This is a genomic window from Pimelobacter simplex (assembly GCF_900114845.1).
GTDB classification, from domain to species: Bacteria; Actinomycetota; Actinomycetes; order Propionibacteriales; family Nocardioidaceae; genus Nocardioides; species Nocardioides simplex.
Window position 1 is genome coordinate 1 of record NZ_FOUK01000009.1, and the last position, 17628, is coordinate 17628.

Consider the following 17628-nt stretch of genomic DNA (forward strand, 5'->3'; position numbering starts at 1 on the left):
CGCCTGTTTACCCAGGTCAGAGGGCATTTCCGCAAGTCAGATGCTAGATTTCCAAGGTAGCACGACAGTGGTTCGAATCCACTACCTGCCACGGCCTGAACCGCCCCTGACCTGCGGAGACGCAGGGCGGGGGCGGTTTGCGTTGGGGCGGCCGGCCAGCCGAGGGTTTCGTCGCTAACGGGCATCGCGACCTGACGCAGATCGCACCCGATCAGCGTCACTGGGCGATTCGTCGGCAATGCGGATCGTCCTTGGCCACGCGCGGCACGTGCGAAGCCCGTCACCTCTGCTGCCTACCCGCCGGTGCACAGGTTGACGACCTCGAGCCCGAGCGCCTTGTAGACCGTGGTGTCCAGGTCACCGGCTCCGTTCTCGGTCAGGTCGTCGACGTAGGCCTGAAGCGAATCAACCATCCCGGTGAGGTAGGTGGCTAGGGGCTCGGGCGACAGGCCCGCGATCTCGTTGACTTCTGCGACAGACGCCTTGAAGTCGCGGAACGTGTCCGGCGTCGCCTTGGTCGTCCCGCTGAGGAACTCGGCGATCGCGTTCAGCTCGCCGTCACCGGAATCTGGGATCAGCATTGCGCAGGCCGTGGAGAGCGAGACCGTCGGGACATCATTCCCGGAGCTCAGGCCGTCGCTTGCGCCGGCGCCGTAGTCGAGTGCGGTGTCGAAGGCTTCGACCTGCTCCGGGCAGTAGGCGACATAGAACAGTCGTTCAGCTTCGAACTCATCTTCGGTGTAGATGTCGCGGAACAAGTCGACGGACCCGTTCATCTGCTCCTGGGTGCGACCGCACGCTGCCTCCGCGGTGTCAGCGGCGTCGGTCTCCGTCGATGCCCAGTGCTCCTCGGCGATCCCGGCTTCCGTTGCGAGACGCGTGTACTCGGCCCACTTCTCCCCGGCCGTGGCTGTCGCGGCGTCGTAGTCCGTGTCGCTGGACTTGTCGTCGTCCGCCTTTCCCTTGGGCGTGGTTCCGGTGAAAGCGGCTTCGTACTCGTCTGCTTCCGATGGCTTGAGCGTGCCGGAGACTCTTAAGAGGAGCTTCCCCTGGACGTAGTTGTACTCCCTGCCAAGGATCGGAGCATCCTTAAGCAAGCCCTGGATGTAGTCCATTCGCGCCGTGGCTGACTCCGCGTCGGGCCACTGCTCAATCGTTGCTCCGCAGTCGGCCCCAATCTGCTCCTCGGTACAGGTTGTGAACTCGTCGCCAGCTCGTTGATCGAACAGCACAACCCCCGCTTCGTAGCCGTTCGGGCGACCGAGCATGTCGTCGTTGGGATCGTTGTCCTCAGTGATCGTGACTGTTTTGGTGATCTCCGAGATGGCACCCTCAAGTGCGTCGGCGGCGTCCCGCGCGGAGTCGAAGTTCTTCTCGTCGTCGCCGGCAGTGCCGTCGCCGCAAGCAGAGAGCAGTAGCGAGAGCAGGACGGCAGACAGCGCGGAGGTGACAAGCGTGGGACGCATGGCCCGGACCATAACCTGCGCGTTTCTGGCTTCGCAGCCAAAGCCGGGCGACCCTCGTTCGTGGCGGCTGGACCCGCCGTACACAGGCGACATGCCTGGCTGCCGCGCCCTGGATCACGCCCAGATCGCGGCACATTCGAGGTGCCTCAAAGCGCCCACTATGGGTCACTTGTGAGCGGCTGACCCCTCGGTCTAATCGACAATACACCCGCACCGCCCGGGCTCGACGGCCGAAGGTCAAGGCCTTCGGTAGCCGCTAGACGCCCAGACGGCCAAGTTTTCCTTGATCGCTGCGTAGATGTCGTTGCTCGTCGGGGACGTGAGGCCTGTGTACTCCCTCGGATCGAACAGGGGAACGTAGTCTGCGTAGGTCTTTGAACTGTCCGAGAAGCCGAACTGGGCGAAAGGGTTCGCTCCCGCCGAATCGGTCGTCTGGTTGCTGTCCTTCAAACCATGAATCCGGATCCCAAGGAGGGGCTTCTTCATCGACCATGCCCGCCGGATCTCATACTTTACGAACTTGCGCGAGGCCGTCTCCTTGCCTACGAGGACCACAACCGCCGACTTGTAGTTCATCTGCTCGTCGATCCACGCCTCAACAGCCGCATCACCGCGCTTCTTGACTGCCTCCCACTCGTTCGAAGGCAACTCAGGCTGCCCGGCGAGCGCACTGATGTTGCGAACTTGGTTAGCGCGCCAGTGATCGCGACTGAAATGAAAGCTGATGAATGCGGACTTAGCCATCGTGTACTCCTCGGGTGTCGGGGACCTGAAGTCTATGCACCACCACTGACAGTGATCCGAGCGGGCACTCGATCCGGGCAAGAAACCGTCGCGTCCCGCGCCTACGCGACTAAGGCCACTCGCGAGAGCGCGATCTGTGGAAGACTAGGCAAGGTTCCACGCTCTGGGAACTGAGACATCGGGCGAGGGCGGTTTTGAGGGGGAAAGTGGCACAACCAAAAAGTCGCGACTTCTGCGCCATCGCTGATGGTACTGAACCGCCAGGGTCGTCAAGCGACCCAAGGACATTGATGCGTTCATCCCCATCGAACCGGCCACGTTTGGCCACGCGGTCGTCGTCGCGACCTGTGATATCACGGACGTCGGGGACCTTGGCGAGACGACCGGCGCGGTCCTTGCCTCCGCCCTACTGCTGGTCGCTGACGCGGTGCAAAGCGCTTTGGCCCCGGCGGGTCTCATGGTCATCTAGTCGCCCGGAACGGCTGCCACCCAGATCCTCCCCATCTGCATGTTCCCCTGGTGCCGACGACAGACGATTCCATGGGTGACCTCTGGCGACCGACGCCACATTTCCTGATGTTCACCTGGACGCGGCGCTGAGCCGTGAGAGAAGAGGTCATTCGTTGACTGGTTACGACCTCGGCGATGCCGACGATCGCGAGGACCGGCGTAAGCACCTAGAACTCGTGTCGGCGACCGTCGGGCGCATGGCATCGACCTCGGCGATGTTTAAGGGCTGGTCGATCACGTTGGCTTCCGCCGCTTTCGGCTTGGCGGCAGTCCGTGACAACTGGCTGCTCCTCTTTCTGGGGCTCGCCGGCATCGTGGTCTTCGCCGCGCTGGACTCCTTCTACCTCTCGCTGGAGAAGAAGTTCAGGGATCTCTACTCATCGATCGTCGACAACTCCGCTGTCCCACTCGCGATGAACGTTTCGTCTCTACCGGCGAACCCCACGAACCGGTCGTACCGTTCGACGTCGATATGGGGCTTTCATGTCCCGCTCGCTGTCGCGGGAATGATTTTGTTCGGGGCCGCTCTTGCCGCTGACGAGTCGGAGGACCGAAACCAAGGCCACCCGCACGGGAACCACGATTGTCACGGAGGAGACTTCCCCAAGCCGGCCATCAAGACGCCGGGCGCAGGCGGCTCACCGAGTTCCTCGGACGGCCCGTCGAGCCGATGACCTACTTCACCGCAACTGAGCTACGGGCGCGAACCGGCGGTCTCACGGCTAGCGCTGCCGGGAAGGTGCTCGCAAATTCCGCACAGACCGAGCAAAATTCCTTTGATGTCTTCCTAAGTCATAGCATGGTGGACGCGGCTGCCGTGCTAGGTCTAATGGAATGGTTGGAGTCGCTTGGATTCAGCGTCTATGTCGACTGGGTCGTCGACAGCGAACTGGACCGATCGAAGGTCGACCAGAGCACTGCAGCCCTCCTTCGCCAGCGGATGCGTCAGTCCAGCACACTTGTCTATGCGACTTCGAGAGCTGCCCAGGCTTCGAAGTGGATGCCCTGGGAACTCGGATACTTCGACGGCATCAAGGGCCAGGCCCAAGTCGCGATCTGTCCTATCGAAACCGGGGCGATGGCGACGCACTTCATCGGACAGGAGTATTTAAATCTCTACAAGGCTCTGGAGAAGCTCTTCGTCAACGGAGAGCCTGTGCCTTACGTCACGGCGAACAACACGACGCGCGCTCAGACCATGGCCTCTTTTATTGCAGGCTCGGGCCAGTTCGAGAAGGTCAAGGCGTCCTAACCGAGAAGGGACCTGCGCCTGTCGGGCCAGTTGGACCGAAGCGACTCAGGGCCAGAGTCACGGGCCCCTGCGGTTGGACTGAGCGTCCTCGCGGTGATGCAGGCTCGTCAGAGAAAGAACCAGGACCGTCGCAGCTAAGCTAATCCGGCTCTTCCATGTCGCCCGACCGCAACTGTCCACCACGGCGCTCTAGCCACGCCTAGGCACACCTCAACTGCCGCTCGCATGAGACATGCGGCGATCGCTATCGACGTCCGACGAACGAGTCGCCCGCAAATCGGAAACCGGGAGTAATTCCGATTTTGTCCGGCACCCTTCTTCCCGTCGAAGTTGCCGAGCTCAAGCCATCCATCGCGAAACTGTTGACGACCGCGTGGTGAGGTAAAGAAGTCCGTGCGAACTGTTCGTTTGCTGTCAAAGGGCACCGTCGTAGCGCTCGTGACGTTGTCGCGGTCAAGGATGCGGGCAGTCCAACCAATCCCCGTAGGCGGTGTAGCCGTGATTCGCTAGACGTGGCCTGGCGGCCAGCGACTAGTGAGTGGTCGATCTTGGTGTGGCTAAGAAGGGGGTAGTATGCGCCCGGTGCAGGTCGCGCTGGGTGCGGATCGAGCCTCAGGCCGCGACTCGGTCGAAGCGCCGTGTTTCTCAGGCCTCTCCTAGAAGGTCATCCTCGCGAAGAAGGCCATGTATCCTCGCGCTGACACGCTGCCGCAGCTGATCGTCATCGGCCGGCGGCCTTTGCGGCGGCCTCGATCCAACTCCCCAGATTCTTCTGGCCGCAATCTTTGTTCCATCTGTAAAGCGGATAATCCGTCGGCACTGGGTTGATGCCGGTGTTGTCCGTGTCGCCATTGCGGTCGCCGATCTTGCTGATGTCGATGGCTAGCAGGCCATTTCCCTTGGCGATGCTCTGCTCAATCTCGTACTTGACCCACGGGCGCGAAGAGGTCTTGGCCCCCACAAGAACGACGGTAACAGAGGTCCCGGCCAGCTGGTCGTCGATCCAGCGGCGAACACCGTCAGGCCCGCGCAACCTGACCTTCTCCCAGTCAGCCTTGTCGTAGAAGGGGTTCTTCGTGTACCCCGACACGACCCCGCTATTCCGAACCTTGGCGACTCTCCATGAATCGCGCGCGTAGTGGAAGCTGAAGAAGACCTTGCGAGTCATGATTCACCAATCGCTCGAGTTTCAGGAGCCGTGACGATGACACGAGGGTCCGACAGTTTCTGAAGGGCAACGATCGCGATCAACGCTCGGCCTCGTCGTCCGGGTCGTACATCACTGACTCCAGCGGTCCGACGGGTCGGGGCGCCGCTGCCCCTGACCTCTCTAGAGCTGCGAGTGCGAGCGACGAGTACGCGCGACCCTCGAGGACTCTGGACTCTGCAGTGGCGTCGAGCGCGAGTTGCGCGGTCCTACCTCCGGGCTCGGTTATCAGATAGGTGGTGGTTCCAGTCGTCCGGGCAATCCGATGTTCCTCGTCCAGGCCGTCCATCCCGCCGCAGAAGAATGCGCAGTCGGGCCTGCTCGCGAACATCTCCGTCCTCATGATCGTCAGGCTCTCTGGCCGGTCTGCCGCACGTTTCGTGGTCCGGAGATGTGCGCCGAGGTCATGGGTGAGCATCCGCACAGCTTCGGTCGTGCTCGATTCAAAGAACGCTGACTGAAAGATCGTGACCAGGCGTCCAGCGTCAAGCATTCGCGCGGTGTGAAGGACGATGGGGCTAATCGTTGGGTGCGCGCCAAAAACCAGGCGGGCGCCCGACCGTAGGGTCGCCTCCGCCACTGCCACCACTGCGAGTGCGATGTCGGTCGAGTAGTAGGGCTCTACGTCAGGAGCTCGAGGGCCGCTCGGGAAGCTGGCGCACAGTACGACTCTGGTCACCTTTTGACCCTCGTTCCGAGAAGCATCACGGGCGACGGGCCGACCCTGCGGTGCCGCGACATCCATGCGATTAGCGATGCGCGGTCGCGATCGATGTCTTCCAGCGGGTGAACGACCCAGCCGCGCGCACGTCGCTTGGGAGCACGGACTTGGCTACGCAGCGCCTCCACGGCCATGAGATCACGGGGGGCGGGCGCTCGAGGTGTCACGGTGACGACCTCGTCGCCGGCTGCGTTCGAAGCGAGAAGAGACCAGCCCCCGAGTACCTCCACCTTGAAGCCTGCCCGTTCAAGTTCCTCCGCGGCATCCAGCAGCAGGATCTCGCGGCGCTGTTGAAAGGCGCTCGCGTGACGTCGATCAATCTCTACCAACACCGATTCCAAAGCATCCGGCGTCAACTTGCGTGCACCGATCGGGCCGTCAACATCACCGAGGTCCAACTGCTTTCTAAGGTCCTCAAGAACTGCTGGAAAGTACTCCGCCCTGGTCGTCTCGGGAAGGGCCAACGACATCAACCCAAACTTGTGCATGTGTGCGAAGGCAATCTCATGCTCAACCCAGATGCTGCTCACGGCGTCTGGGGATTCGACCAACACCACGAACGCCTTGTCAGCCAGATCGCGGTCAAGCTGCTCTTGGAAGACCGCAGCGGGTGGCACGCTGAAACGGTCCAGGAAGACGTCCCATCCCGCATCCACCAGGCTGTAGCGGAGCTGATTGGCGAGCGCACTGCCGTCCGTGCGCCGGTAGGATACGAACGCTTTCCGTTCGGTTTCCGTTAGTCCCAGTAAGCGAAGGACGGTGCTTGCAGGAACTTCTGGCGATTGAGCGTCAGCCCACGGCACACCGTTCAGTTCGTGGACCACGTCGGGGACCTGGCTCGCGAAGTCTGCGCACGGGTCGAACATCGGGATGCAGACCCGCATCGACGCGCGACAAGCCTTCGCTGCTTGGCTGACGTCCTCATCGGTCGCAGTCTTTGACCCACCGATGACGACGAGGGCAGTGGTCGGGTCGCTAGGTTTGGGATCGACAACCAGTGCCGAGTGGTCCGTTGTGATGTCGATCGGCGCCCGCGTGCCGCCAGCCATCGTCGTGCGGCGCGAGAGTTCGTCAGTCAGCTCCAAGACCTTGTCCGGTCGGTCTGCGCTGAGGATGACTACCCGGTAGCCAGGTGCTTCCGCGTCGACGTCGGCCAATCTTGTTTCCTCCCGCTGATGCCTGTAGCGAGGCTACCGGGAAGCGACTGCGGATTCCGATCAATTGTGAGGAACGCTCATCATCGGAGCCCTCTCGATGACGATGCGGCGACTGCGCCGGGGGTGGCTTCCGGCGGGTGGCCGAGCGCCGCATTGTGAACCGCGGAGGAGATCGCGCAATACGGGGTTGGGGTCCGTACAATGCGGTTCGACACCGCGACCGGGAGCAAGCCCGTCGCATCGTCGCACTAATGGTGCCTCCAAGGCCACTCTCGCGCGCGCGTTACATCGCCGCTAGGGCTCGCGCGCGAAGCGCTCGCGGAGCCCTTGGTCTTCGATGGGCTGCCGAGACACCTCGAGGCGGGCCAGAATTGGTCCGACGATGCCTTCAATCGCTGCGACATCGCGGAAAGTCAGTTGTGCGTGTCCCCGGAGAACTTTGCTGATCCGCCCGGTGGCGAGGCCAGCTTGCTCCTCGAGCCATGACTTCGGCTCGCTGAGCTCAGTCAGCAGGCTGACGAGGGCCAGCCCGAAGTGGTGCTGGAGCTCGGCGGCTCTCAGGCCGGCGTATTCCTCGGGTGTCGTGGGCTGGAGCCAGGTGTGGTTGCCGGGGCGGCCGAAGAGGTCGGGGTGCTCCAGATGGCGCCGAGGCGTGATGGTGCGCGGTTTGGCCACGGAGACAACATACGGGGATCGGTCGACCGCGGAGACGAAGGCGGTTGCAGGTCGTTCGAAATCAGCATAGCGTCTGTTTATGGACGCTTCTCTCGGATTGGTTGCCGAAGTCGCAGGGCTCAGAACGATCGTTGACCGGATGGTCGCCACGGGGCATGTCGTCGGGTGCGGCGACGGCTGGGAGCCGCTCGTGGTGGAGCTCGATGAGCGGCTGGCGCTGGTCGACCCGGACTACGCGCTCTTCCGCGTCAGCCGGGACGGCGGCCACCTGGTGAACGACGCCCAGCCGTCGAGTCGGCGTCATCGCGAGGTGTTCAGCGTGCTGATCGGGGCGGCGGTGTTCCGGGCCGGTCAGACCTGTGAGGTCTGCGGTGACACCGGCGTACGACGGGAGGTCGGTGGGCTGGCGGAGGTGCTCTGTCCGATCCACGAGTGGACCGCAGACGCAGCGGCCGCGTCCGACACCAGGAGTCAAACAAGAGCCGAGCACCACGTCCCGAGCCTCGCCTGACACAACCGCCCAGCAATTCCCACCCCATCAAACGCCCGGTACGTCGCCGAAGCGTCGTCCCGGAAGTGCGCCCACCCCTCCTGATGCGCGACGACGACGTGCGGGCTGCCGAGGATCTCAGCCGCCGCGGCGGCGCGGTCGGCGGTGAGGGTGAGGGGGCGGCCGCGGAACTTGGTGGGCACGGAGGCGCCGCCGGCGAAGAGGACGGCGACGTCGGGGGAGCCGAACCGCTCGCGGATCTCCCGCACGATCTCGAGGGAGGCGTTGTCGCCGCTGATGTAGACGGTGGGTGCTCCGGGGGCGGTGACGACGAAGCCGGAGACCTCGCAGTTCACGAACCCGCCCTCGTCCACCTCGCCGTCGGCGGGGCCGTGGCGGGCGGGTACGGCGGTCACGGACAGGACGCCGTCGGGGCTGGTCCAGGTCGACCAGGCGTCCAGGCCGACCGCGGGACCTCCGAGCCGCCCGGCTGCAGACGGAGGCGCGAGCACCGAACCAGAGGACAGCGCGTACGAACGCCCAGAGACGTCGAGGTTGTCCGGGTGCAGGTCGTGACTGACCAGCACCACATCGGCCGAGCCGACCAGATCAAGACCGACGGCAGGCCCAGCGGTCTTCTGGAGGTAGCTGTAGTCCGTGGGCGGGTCGAACGTCGGGTCGCAGACGACCCGCCGGCCGAGGACGTCGAGGACCGTGGTCGGCCCGCCGAGCACGGCCACCCCGAAGGGCAGCCGTGCCGGCGAGACCAGGCCAGGAGACGAATCACAGGTCGACATGGCGCAGGTCCTTGCTGATGTACGAACCCGCGAGGAGGAACACCCCACCGGCTACGAGGATCACCAGCGGCGTGAAGTCGTAGCTCATCACTCCGCCGAGCCACAGCATGTAGTACGGGTAGAACGCCGGGATCACGCTCGGGAGGCTGTAGGCGATGCCGTACCCCGAGGAGCGCACCTCGGTCGGGAACATCTCCATGATGTAGGCGGTGATCATCGCGAAGACGCTGAGCCCACCGACGATCGCGACGGCGGCGCCCGCGATGACCGTCATCGACGACTCGAAGCCGCCGATGGCCAGGCCGAAGGCGATCGTGCCGGGGACCAGGTTGAACAGGGCGATCGCCATCATCACGTGCCGGCGTCCGTACCGCTGGCCGGCCGCTCCGATCAGCGGGAACAGCGCCATGCCGACGACGGCCGACACGAGCACGGTCGTGTTGACGACGTCGTGGTCGGTGCCGAGCTTCTTGAAGTGACCGGCGAAGACGCCGATCGTGCCGTCGAGGATCAGCCACGCGCCGGTCGACGTCACGAAGGCGACCCCGAAGTTCCGCAGGTTCTGGCCGCTCAGCAGGGCACGCAGCGGGTTCGTCGTGCTGTTCTCGCTCGCCGCCCACAGCTCCGACTCGGGCACCGAGCGCAGGTAGTGCAGGAACACCATCAGCGACAGCACGAAGCCCACAGCGAAGGGGATCCGCCATCCCCACACGCTGTACGCCGCATCGGCGTCGCCCGACGGCATCAGCTTCAGGATCAGCATCGTCAGCAGGGTCATGAAGCCCAGCGCCGCGGGATACCCGATGTTGAGCAGCGATCCGTACAGGCCGCGCAGGTGGCGCGGGGCGTACTCCATCGCGAGGGGGTTGGCCGCGGTGTACTCGCCGCCGAGGAAGACGCCGTCGACGAGACGCAGCAGGATCAGCGCTCCTGCGGCCCACCAGCCGGCGGTCGCGTAGCCGGGCAGCAGGGCGATGAGGCCCGTGCAGACAGTGAATCCGGCCGTCACCCACACCGTCGTACGACGACGACCCACCCGGTCGCCGAGGACGCCGAAGATGATCGATCCGATCGGCCGTCCCACCAGGGAGACCGCGAAGATCAGGGCGGTGAGGGTGGCCGCCTGGGTCTTCGACGCGTGGTCGGGGATGAAGTACGCGATCGCCGGGGCGAGCGCGATGACCGGCAGGTAGACGTCGTACATGTCGACGAAGAAGCCGCCGATTGCTGCGCGCAGCGCCTTGCGCCCGTTGGCGCGGTACTCGGGGTCGTTCTCGCGGGCGAGGACCGGGTCGGTCTCGCGGATCTCGGCGTCAGAGGACATCGCGACCCACCTCCTCGTCAGCCGAAGCGGCGGGAGCAGCGGCCGCGGCACCGGGAGCGTCCTCGATCGTCGTGATCGCAGGACGGCGGCGCTTGTCCACGCGCACGTCGAAGATGTCGAAGCGGTTGTAGGTGCCGACGATGTCGTGCGCCCGCTTGAGGACGATCTCCTCGTTGAGGTCGACCGTGGCGGTGACGATGCCCTCGTCCGTCGTGGGCGGCCCGGCGACGACCTCGCCGCGCGGCCCGACGACCATCGAGACGGTCGGGGTGGCGCGCAGCAGCTTCTCGACGCGCTCGTCGCCCTGGGCGACGGTCTCGACGGCGTCCTCGTCCAGCACGGTCGCGGCCACGACGGTGAACACCTTGCCCTCGAAGCTGTGCGCGGCGCTGCGCAGCCGGATGCTCTCGGCGAGGTCGTACTCAGGCGCGTCCGTGCGCTGGTCGAACGGCCAGGCGGGCGGGTACGTCGCGATGTGCAGCCGCTCGCCCTGGGCGAGGAGCGTGTACTTGGCGAGCGTGTTGGTGTTCTCGCCGCAGATGAGCGCGCCGAGGAACCAGCCGTCGAGCTCGACCGGCTCGAGGCCGTGGGCGTCGCCGTGCGACCAGGTGAGGCGCTCGTGCCAGGTCCCGACCAGCTTGCGCCGGTGGTTCACCAGCGCGCCCGTCCGGTCGAACACGAGGTTGGCGTTGAACACCTGACCCAGGCTGTGTGCCGCCCGCTCGTTCACGCCGACCGACAGGACGACGCCGTGCCGGGCCGCGATCTCGCCGAGGCGCCGCGCGTGCGGCCCCGGCACCGTGATCGAGGACTCGACCAGCCGCTGGTGCAGCTCGTGCTGGTCGACGGGCGGCAGCACCGACCCCCAGATGGGGAAACCGGACACGAAGCTCTCCCCGAACACCACCAGCTCGGCCCCTCCGGCAGCGGCCTCGGCGACGAGCGACTCGACCTTGTCGAGCGTCGCGTCGCGGTCGAGGAAGACCGGTGCTGCCTGGACGGCGGCCACCCGGACGAGGGGTAGACGGTCGTTCACCATGTTGGACACATCCCTTGCTAACTATGTCGCCGGAAGTCGACACTGAGGTGACCGTCAACGGCGATGTGGGCTACGTCACCGGACGCTAGGGCCGCTTGCCGAGCCTGGTCTACGGCAACTGTGTCGACGCTTTTCGACAACAAGGGAGATCCCCGAAATGTGGCAGCAATTGGTCGAAGCCGGCCTCGATCCGAAGGACGCGCACTTCTACCTCGCCGTCCTCCGCCGCGGCCGGACGACGGTCGCCGAGGCTGCCCGCGAGGCCCACGTCAGCCGCACCAGCGGCTACGACATCGCCCGCCGGCTGCAGGCCCGCGGCCTGATCGGACGGGTCGAGTCAGGGCCCAGCGACAGCGAGGACCTGCGCACCCAGAGCCACCTCGTCGCCAACGACCCTGAGCACCTGCTCGACGAGTGGGCGAACCGGCGTCGTGTGCTGGACGACGTCGTACCCCAGCTGCGGGCGCTGTTCTCGGCCAGCCGGTCGCGGCCCAAGGTCCGCTACCTGGAGGGGGCGGCGGGCATCCGGGCTGCGCTGTTCGAGACGCTGGAGTGGCAGTCGCCCATCCGCGGCATCCTCTCGATGCGGGACCTGATGAGCGTTCCGGGGGAGGCCGCGATGGAGGAGTACATCGCCGGGCGGCGCGAGCGCGAGCTGGTCCTGCGCGTCGTCCGCACCCGCGACCACGACTGGCCGCAGGGCTGGCTCACGAGCGCCGCCGACTACCGCGTCGTGAAGCATGCGCCGCCTGAGTACGAGTTCACGATGACCGCGGTGATCGGCGAGCACCAGGTGGTCAACCTGTCGTCGGCGCGGGAGACGTTCGCGATGGTCATCGAGAGCGAGGAGTACGCCGAGATGCAGCGGAACTTCTTCGAGGTGCTGTGGAGCGTCAGCAAGAGCGCGGAGGAGGACGGCTCAGGCGTTCCCGCGTGACGGCGGCGACGGCGGCGAGGGCGGCCAGGTCGACGTTCAGCGGGTGAGGAGGGCCTTCCGGGTCACGCGCTGGCCGGTCGCGGAGGTCAGGATCAGGACGACCTTGACCTTCGCCTTCCGCTTGAGCTGGGTCCGGGCGGCGGCGTTGAGCGACACGACCGCGTTCGCTCGACGGCCGGGAGCGGCGGCGTACCTGCCGGTGCCGAGCGTCTTGCGGCCGAGCTTGACGACGACGGATCCGCTGCACGGGACGAGTCCGGCGCCGCAGGTGACGGCGACCGTGGCCTTCTTGCGGCGCTTGTCGGCGTCGACCTTCTTGGCGGCCGTGGCGCGCGGCTGCGGGTGGGGACGGAGCTGGGACCGGCCGCCCACGTTGACGTTGGTCACCCACAGGTTCTCGCGGGGCACGCGCACGATGGCGTTGTTGTCGCTGTCGGTGAACCACAACGCGCCGTCGGCGCCGTGGGTCACCGAGGTGGGGCGGTAGTTGCCGACCTGGACGATGGCGCCCTGGCCGCTGGCGTTGACGTGCCCGATGCCCTTGGCGGCGCCGACGCTGGTGAACCACACGTTGCCGTCGCGGCCGGTGACGAGGCTGCGGGGCGCGGTCCGGTCGCCGGTGCGGATGACGTGAGCCTGGTTGGCGTTGTCGATCCAGCCGACGTTGCCCCAGGCGGGTGAGGAGAACATCGAGCCGCCGGTGTCGCGGCCGAACCAGATCTTGTTGTTGGGCCCGGTCGCGACCGAGTAGGGGTACGTCGCGTCGGAGGGCAGTGGCAGCGCGGCGCCGCCGGCGCCGTCGGCGTCGACCCGGATGAGCTTGTCGAAGTCCTGGCACCACATGAAGCCGTCGCGGCCGCGGCCGAGGGCGTTGTCGCACTCGGGAGCGTTGGCGGCCCAGTTGGCGTTGTCGCCGACGATGCGCAGGATGCCGTCGACGTCGTACGACAGCGTCACCCAGGTGGCACCACCGGGACCGACTCGGACCTCCTCGCCATAGGGGTACGTCAGCGACCACGTGTACGCCGTCAGCGTGGCCGGGTTGATCCGGCTGATCTTCCAGCCGGAGTCCCACACCACCCACACCAGCCCGGACACGTCGACCTCGATGTCCTTGACCGTGCTGCCGGCGCTGGTCTGTGCGAAGAGGTTGTACTCGGTGATCACGCCGCTGGTGGTGATCCTGCCGATCTTGTTCTTGTCGCCCTCGGCGAACCACATGCTGCCGTCGGGCGCGGTGGTGATCCGCCGCAGATCGGCCGCACTCGTCGGAACCGGGTACGCGCGGACGCCGCCGGCGGAGGGCCGTTGGGCGCGAGGCGCGACGCGGCGGGGCGTGACGGTGGTGACCTCGACCGAGCGGACCAGGTCCGTGGTCGGAGCCTCCACCCGGTCGTCCGCGTGCGCGGGGCTGGCCGTGGTGACGACGCCGACGACCGGAAGGGTCAGGACGGCGGCGGTGCCGGCGGTCAGGAGCCGCCGCAGCAGCGGGCGCGGGTGGTGCATGGGGGGTCCCTCCGGTCGAGCGGGCCTCCCGCCCGCGTGTGGTGCAACCCGGGTCACGTACCCCGCAAAGTCGAGTGCGAATCCTCGGCCTGCCGTGATCTCCTGGCGGCATGTCTCGTGACCTCGTGCACCCGCCCAAGGCCCGCCCCGGCGACCGGATCGCCGTCCTGTCGCCGTCCTTCGCGGCGCCGGCGGTCGCCCCCGAGGTCCACGAGCAGGCGATGCGCCGACTGGCCGAGGTGACCGGGCTGGTGCCGGTGGAGTACCCGACGACCCGCAAGCTGGGGGCGACCGCGGAGGAGCGGGCGGCCGACCTCAACGCGGCGTTCGCCGACCCGGACATCCGAGCAGTGATCGCGACGATCGGCGGCGAGGACCAGATCACGGTCATTCCGCACCTCGACGCCGATGCGGTCCGCCACGACCCCAAGCCGTTCCTCGGCACGAGCGACAACACCAACCTGCACCAGTGGCTGTGGTCGCAGGGAATCGCCAGCTTCTACGGGGGTTCCACGCAGGTCCATGTCGGGCCGGGGCCGGGTCTCGACCCCGAGCACACGGCGTCCCTGCGGGCCGCGCTCGTCGACGGCGGCCGGCTCGAGATCACCGACCCGGGGGAGTCCGAGGACGTTGGCAAGGACTGGAACGACCCCCTCGCCCTCACCGAGTACGGCGACCGCGAGCCCACCGAGCCCTGGCACTGGGCGGGCCCGGCCCGCGAGGTCACCGGCCCCACCTGGGGCGGGTGTGTCGAGATCCTCGAGTGGGTGCTCGCGGCCGGCCGGTTCACCGCGGAGCCCAGCGACCTGGATGGCGGCGTGCTCCTGCTCGAGACATCCGAGGAGCTGATGCCGGCCCGCGAGGTCAGCTGGATCGTCCGCAACCTCGGCGAGCGCGGACTCCTGGCCGCCGCCGACGCCGTGCTCCTGGCCCGGCCGCCCGTCTCCGACTTCGCACGACGTCCCGACCCGGCCGAGCGGGCGCGCCTCCGGGCCGAGCAGCGCGACGTGGTCGTCGACCTCGTCGCCCGCTACAACCCGGAGGCGGTCGTGTGCGTCGGCGTCCCGTTCGGCCACACCCGGCCGCAGTGGATCCTCCCCCACGGGGGATCGGTGACGGTCGACGGCGCGAGCCGGACCGTCCACGCCGACTACGCCTAGCCCGGTTCCCCCGTCGTACCGGACAAAATGGTCGTGAAATCGCAGGAATCACGACCATTTTGTCCGGTACGACGGAGAGACCTCAGCCCGCGAAGGCGATGACGTCGCCCGTGACCCGGAGCCCGACCCGGTCGCCGGCGCGGGGGACGCTGTCGGCGGGGGTGCGCGCGGTGACCTGCTCGCCGGAGTCGAGCCGGACCCGGATGGTCGCGTCGTGCCCGAAGAAGCTGACGTCGAGCACCTCGCCCGGCGTCGCGCCGTCGCCGGCGGCGGTGCCGGTGCGGACCTGCACCTGCTCCGACCGCACGGCGAACCGCGCGGGCCCCGCCGCGACCGGCGTCCGCAGGTCGAGGACGCCCAGCGGCGAGCGGCCCTGCCCGTCGGCGTCGACCTCGCCCGCGAGCAGCGAGGCGTGCCCGATGAAGGCAGCGACGTCGGGGTCGGCGGGGGCGAGGTAGACCGCCGCAGGTGCGGCGACCTGGCGGAACTGACCGGCCATCATGACGGCGACCTGGTCGGCGAGCGAGAGCGCCTCGCCCTGGTCGTGGGTGACGAGGACGGCGGCCGCGTCGGCCGCGCGCAGGGCGCGGACGACGGCGCGCCCGGTCTCCTCGCGCAGCGACGCGTCGAGGGAGGAGAAGGGCTCGTCGAGCAGCACCAGGGCCGGGCGGGGCGCGAGCGCCCGGGCCAGGGCGACCCGCTGCTGCTGGCCGCCGGAGAGCTCGTGGGGGTAGCGGCCGGCCAGCGCCGGGTCGAGCTCGACCATCTCGAGCGCGGTGGCGACGAGGGTGGCGGCGTCGCGACGTCGCTCGCGCGGCAGGCCGAAGGCGACATTGCGGGCGACGGTCAGGTGCGGGAAGAGCGCGCCCTCCTGGGGCACGTAGCCGATCCCGCGCAGCCGGGCGGGGAGGCTGCGGCGTCCGCCGACGACCTCGGTGCCGGCCACGCTGATCGCGCCGCTGGTGGGCTGCACGAAGCCCGCGACCGCCCGCAGCAGCGTGGTCTTGCCGCAGCCGGAGGAGCCGAGGATCGACGTCACCCCACCCGGCACGACCAGGTCGACCCCGCGCAGGACGGGCGTCGCGCCGTAGCCGGCCTCCAGCCCGCGGATCTCGAGTGCGGCATCCGAGGTCATCAGCGGCTCCTCATGCTCAGCCGGGCCAGCAGCCAGGTGGACGGTACGGACAGCGCGATCAGCGCGAGGGCGTAGGGCGCGGCGGCGCCGTACGCGACGGACGAGGCGTCGGACCAGAACCGGGTCGCCAGGGTCTCGGTGCCGATCGGCGCGAGCAGCAGGGTCGCCGTCAGCTCGGTGGCGACCGCGAGCGCGACCAGCGCGGCGGCGGCGCTCAGCCCGGGCAGGACGAGCGGCAGGGTCACCCGGCGGGCCACGGCGGGGCCGCTGCAGCCCAGGCTGCGCGCGACCTCCTCGAGGTTCGGCGGCACCAGCTCGAAGGTCGACCGCACGCTCACGACGGCGCGCGGCAGGAACAGGATCAGGTAGCCGACCAGCAGCAGCCCCAGCGTCTGGTAGACCGCCGGCACCGCGCGGATCGAGACGGTGACGAGCGCCAGCGCGATGACGATGCCGGGCATGGCGCTGGCGGTGTAGACGCTGCGCTCGATCGCGGTGGTCACCAGGCCGCGGTGCCGGACCGCCAGCCACACCACCGGGACGGCGGCCGCGGTGGCGAGCAGCCCGCCCAGCAGCGCGAGCACGAACGTGCTCGACGCGGCGCCGGTCAGCTCACCCCAGTCGATGCCCGACGACGTGCCGCGCACCAGCCAGCGCACCAGGGCGCCGATCGGTACGCCGAGCGCCCACACGGCGAGCAGCGCGAGCCCGCCGATCACCACGGGACGGCGCCGACCGAGCCGGATCCGGGTGGGCTCGCGGCGCGCGCCCGAGCCGACCCGGGCACGCCGGCGTCGTCCGCGCAGGAGGAGCTCGATGCCCAGCAGCAGCAGGCAGAACGTGACGAGCACGAGCGCCAGGAGCGTGGCCTCGGGTCCGTTGAAGACGGTCGCGTACTGCTGCAGGATCGCCGTGGTCAGGGTCGGGTAGTTGAGCAGCTGCAGGGCGCCGTACTCGGCGAGCAGGTGCAGGCCAACGAGCAGTGCTCCGCCCAGCACCGCCGGGCTGATCGCCGGCAGCGTGACCCGCCAGAACACCTGCCACAGGCCCTTGCCGAGCGCCGTCGCGACCTCCTCGACCGCCGGGTCGAGACGGCGCAGCGCGGCGACCGTGGGCAGGTAGACCAGGGGGAAGTACGACAGCGACACCACCATCACCGCGCCCGGGAACGACTGCACCGCGTGGGTCGTCGAGACCCAGCCGTAGCCGTTGACGAACGCCGGCACCGCCAGTGGCGCGCACAGCAGCCCGTGCCACCAGCCGCGCGCCGGTACGTCGGTCCGCTCGACCACCCAGGCACCCGCCACCCCGACGGCGGTGCTCACCAGCACGCCGAGGACGAGCAGCCGGACGGTGTTCCAGAGCAGCTCGCCGATCCGCGGACGCCACAGGAAGTCCGTGGCCTCGCCCACGCCCAGCTCGGCCGTCGTCCAGAGGACGTAGCCGAGGGGGACGAGGGTGAGCGCCGCGATCGCCAGCCCGAGGACCAGCAGCGGCGGTGCGGAACG

General features: G+C 67.7%; 17 protein-coding genes. 5 read left to right on the top strand and 12 right to left on the bottom strand.

Features of this window, described 5'->3' with window-relative positions; translation table 11 throughout:
• Window positions 1-293: 293 nt before the first annotated feature.
• Window positions 294-1466: a hypothetical protein gene (locus BM223_RS26840; protein WP_141267150.1), complete on the bottom strand. Its 1173-nt coding sequence runs from the start codon at window positions 1464-1466 to the stop codon at window positions 294-296.
• Window positions 1467-1703: 237 nt separating this feature from the next.
• Window positions 1704-2210: a TIR domain-containing protein gene (locus tag BM223_RS26845; protein ID WP_038676875.1), complete on the bottom strand. Its 507-nt coding sequence runs from the start codon at window positions 2208-2210 to the stop codon at window positions 1704-1706.
• Between the two features lie 623 nt (window positions 2211-2833).
• Between BM223_RS26845 and BM223_RS26850 the strand changes: the two genes are divergently transcribed.
• Entirely contained in the window at window positions 2834-3394 is a 561-nt protein-coding gene (locus BM223_RS26850) for a hypothetical protein (RefSeq protein WP_141267149.1), read from the top strand.
• Window positions 3391-3972, top strand: coding sequence for a TIR domain-containing protein (locus BM223_RS26855; RefSeq protein ID WP_075018787.1), 582 nt, complete (start codon window positions 3391-3393; stop codon window positions 3970-3972). The genes BM223_RS26850 and BM223_RS26855 overlap by 4 nt, the downstream gene beginning before the upstream one ends.
• 721 nt (window positions 3973-4693) lie before the next feature.
• On the opposite strand, the gene BM223_RS26860 is transcribed toward BM223_RS26855, so the two are convergent.
• The 4 genes from BM223_RS26860 to BM223_RS26875 form a co-directional block, all read right to left on the bottom strand.
• Window positions 4694-5140, bottom strand: coding sequence for a TIR domain-containing protein (locus tag BM223_RS26860; protein WP_038676879.1), 447 nt, complete (start codon window positions 5138-5140; stop codon window positions 4694-4696).
• A 79-nt stretch (window positions 5141-5219) separates the two neighbouring features.
• Window positions 5220-5858, bottom strand: coding sequence for a Thoeris type III anti-phage system protein ThcA (locus BM223_RS26865; protein WP_038676881.1), 639 nt, complete (start codon window positions 5856-5858; stop codon window positions 5220-5222).
• Window positions 5855-7057, bottom strand: coding sequence for a Thoeris type III anti-phage system protein ThcB4 (locus BM223_RS26870; protein ID WP_038676883.1), 1203 nt, complete (start codon window positions 7055-7057; stop codon window positions 5855-5857). The genes BM223_RS26865 and BM223_RS26870 overlap by 4 nt, the downstream gene beginning before the upstream one ends.
• Before the next feature lie 294 nt (window positions 7058-7351).
• Entirely contained in the window at window positions 7352-7732 is a 381-nt protein-coding gene (locus BM223_RS26875) for a hypothetical protein (RefSeq protein ID WP_038676884.1), read from the bottom strand.
• 79 nt (window positions 7733-7811) lie between these two features.
• Between BM223_RS26875 and BM223_RS26880 the strand changes: the two genes are divergently transcribed.
• Window positions 7812-8243, top strand: coding sequence for a hypothetical protein (locus BM223_RS26880; protein ID WP_141267148.1), 432 nt, complete (start codon window positions 7812-7814; stop codon window positions 8241-8243).
• Here BM223_RS26880 and BM223_RS26885 read toward each other — a convergent pair.
• From BM223_RS26885 to BM223_RS26895, 3 genes are read right to left on the bottom strand one after another with little or no spacing between them, the layout of a single operon-like run.
• Complete coding sequence (locus tag BM223_RS26885; protein WP_052138230.1) at window positions 8204-9019, bottom strand: MBL fold metallo-hydrolase; 816 nt, start codon at window positions 9017-9019, stop codon at window positions 8204-8206. The two genes, BM223_RS26880 and BM223_RS26885, sit on opposite strands and share 40 nt — an antisense overlap.
• Window positions 9006-10343, bottom strand: a complete 1338-nt coding sequence (locus BM223_RS26890) for an MFS transporter (protein ID WP_038676886.1) — start codon at window positions 10341-10343, stop codon at window positions 9006-9008. Before BM223_RS26890 ends, BM223_RS26885 begins: the two co-directional genes overlap by 14 nt.
• Complete coding sequence (locus BM223_RS26895; protein ID WP_038676888.1) at window positions 10333-11382, bottom strand: carbon-nitrogen hydrolase family protein; 1050 nt, start codon at window positions 11380-11382, stop codon at window positions 10333-10335. Before BM223_RS26895 ends, BM223_RS26890 begins: the two co-directional genes overlap by 11 nt.
• Window positions 11383-11539: 157 nt before the next feature.
• On the opposite strand from BM223_RS26895, the gene BM223_RS26900 reads away from it, so the two are divergent.
• Window positions 11540-12319, top strand: coding sequence for a TrmB family transcriptional regulator (locus tag BM223_RS26900; protein ID WP_038676889.1), 780 nt, complete (start codon window positions 11540-11542; stop codon window positions 12317-12319).
• A gap of 36 nt (window positions 12320-12355) precedes the next feature.
• Here the strand turns inward: BM223_RS26900 and BM223_RS26905 are convergent, their stop codons facing one another.
• Entirely contained in the window at window positions 12356-13825 is a 1470-nt protein-coding gene (locus BM223_RS26905) for a Vgb family protein (RefSeq protein ID WP_038676891.1), read from the bottom strand.
• Window positions 13826-13935: 110 nt separating this feature from the next.
• On the opposite strand from BM223_RS26905, the gene BM223_RS26910 reads away from it, so the two are divergent.
• Window positions 13936-14985 (top strand): S66 family peptidase, encoded by a 1050-nt coding sequence (locus BM223_RS26910; RefSeq protein ID WP_038676892.1) that lies wholly within the window; start codon window positions 13936-13938, stop codon window positions 14983-14985.
• Between the two features lie 82 nt (window positions 14986-15067).
• Here the strand turns inward: BM223_RS26910 and BM223_RS26915 are convergent, their stop codons facing one another.
• Both BM223_RS26915 and BM223_RS26920 read right to left on the bottom strand, forming a co-directional pair.
• Window positions 15068-16120, bottom strand: a complete 1053-nt coding sequence (locus tag BM223_RS26915; RefSeq protein WP_038676893.1) for an ABC transporter ATP-binding protein — start codon at window positions 16118-16120, stop codon at window positions 15068-15070.
• The gene (locus BM223_RS26920) at window positions 16120-17532 is read right to left on the bottom strand and encodes an ABC transporter permease (RefSeq protein WP_235319114.1); all 1413 of its coding nucleotides are present in this window, start codon (window positions 17530-17532) and stop codon (window positions 16120-16122) included. The genes BM223_RS26915 and BM223_RS26920 overlap by 1 nt, the downstream gene beginning before the upstream one ends.
• Window positions 17533-17628: the final 96 nt, after the last annotated feature.

What these genes read in the sequence shown, in the direction of transcription:
- BM223_RS26840 (WP_141267150.1), bottom strand. Translation starts at nt 1,466, where the DNA reads ATGCGTCCCACGCTTGTCACCTCCGCGCTGTCTGCCGTCCTGCTCTCG.
- BM223_RS26845 (WP_038676875.1), bottom strand. Translation starts at nt 2,210, where the DNA reads ATGGCTAAGTCCGCATTCATCAGCTTTCATTTCAGTCGCGATCACTGG.
- BM223_RS26855 (WP_075018787.1), top strand. Translation starts at nt 3,391, where the DNA reads ATGACCTACTTCACCGCAACTGAGCTACGGGCGCGAACCGGCGGTCTC.
- BM223_RS26860 (WP_038676879.1), bottom strand. Translation starts at nt 5,140, where the DNA reads ATGACTCGCAAGGTCTTCTTCAGCTTCCACTACGCGCGCGATTCATGG.
- BM223_RS26880 (WP_141267148.1), top strand. Translation starts at nt 7,812, where the DNA reads ATGGACGCTTCTCTCGGATTGGTTGCCGAAGTCGCAGGGCTCAGAACG.
- BM223_RS26885 (WP_052138230.1), bottom strand. Translation starts at nt 9,019, where the DNA reads ATGTCGACCTGTGATTCGTCTCCTGGCCTGGTCTCGCCGGCACGGCTG.
- BM223_RS26890 (WP_038676886.1), bottom strand. Translation starts at nt 10,343, where the DNA reads ATGTCCTCTGACGCCGAGATCCGCGAGACCGACCCGGTCCTCGCCCGC.
- BM223_RS26895 (WP_038676888.1), bottom strand. Translation starts at nt 11,382, where the DNA reads ATGGTGAACGACCGTCTACCCCTCGTCCGGGTGGCCGCCGTCCAGGCA.
- BM223_RS26900 (WP_038676889.1), top strand. Translation starts at nt 11,540, where the DNA reads ATGTGGCAGCAATTGGTCGAAGCCGGCCTCGATCCGAAGGACGCGCAC.
- BM223_RS26905 (WP_038676891.1), bottom strand. Translation starts at nt 13,825, where the DNA reads ATGCACCACCCGCGCCCGCTGCTGCGGCGGCTCCTGACCGCCGGCACC.
- BM223_RS26910 (WP_038676892.1), top strand. Translation starts at nt 13,936, where the DNA reads ATGTCTCGTGACCTCGTGCACCCGCCCAAGGCCCGCCCCGGCGACCGG.
- BM223_RS26915 (WP_038676893.1), bottom strand. Translation starts at nt 16,120, where the DNA reads ATGACCTCGGATGCCGCACTCGAGATCCGCGGGCTGGAGGCCGGCTAC.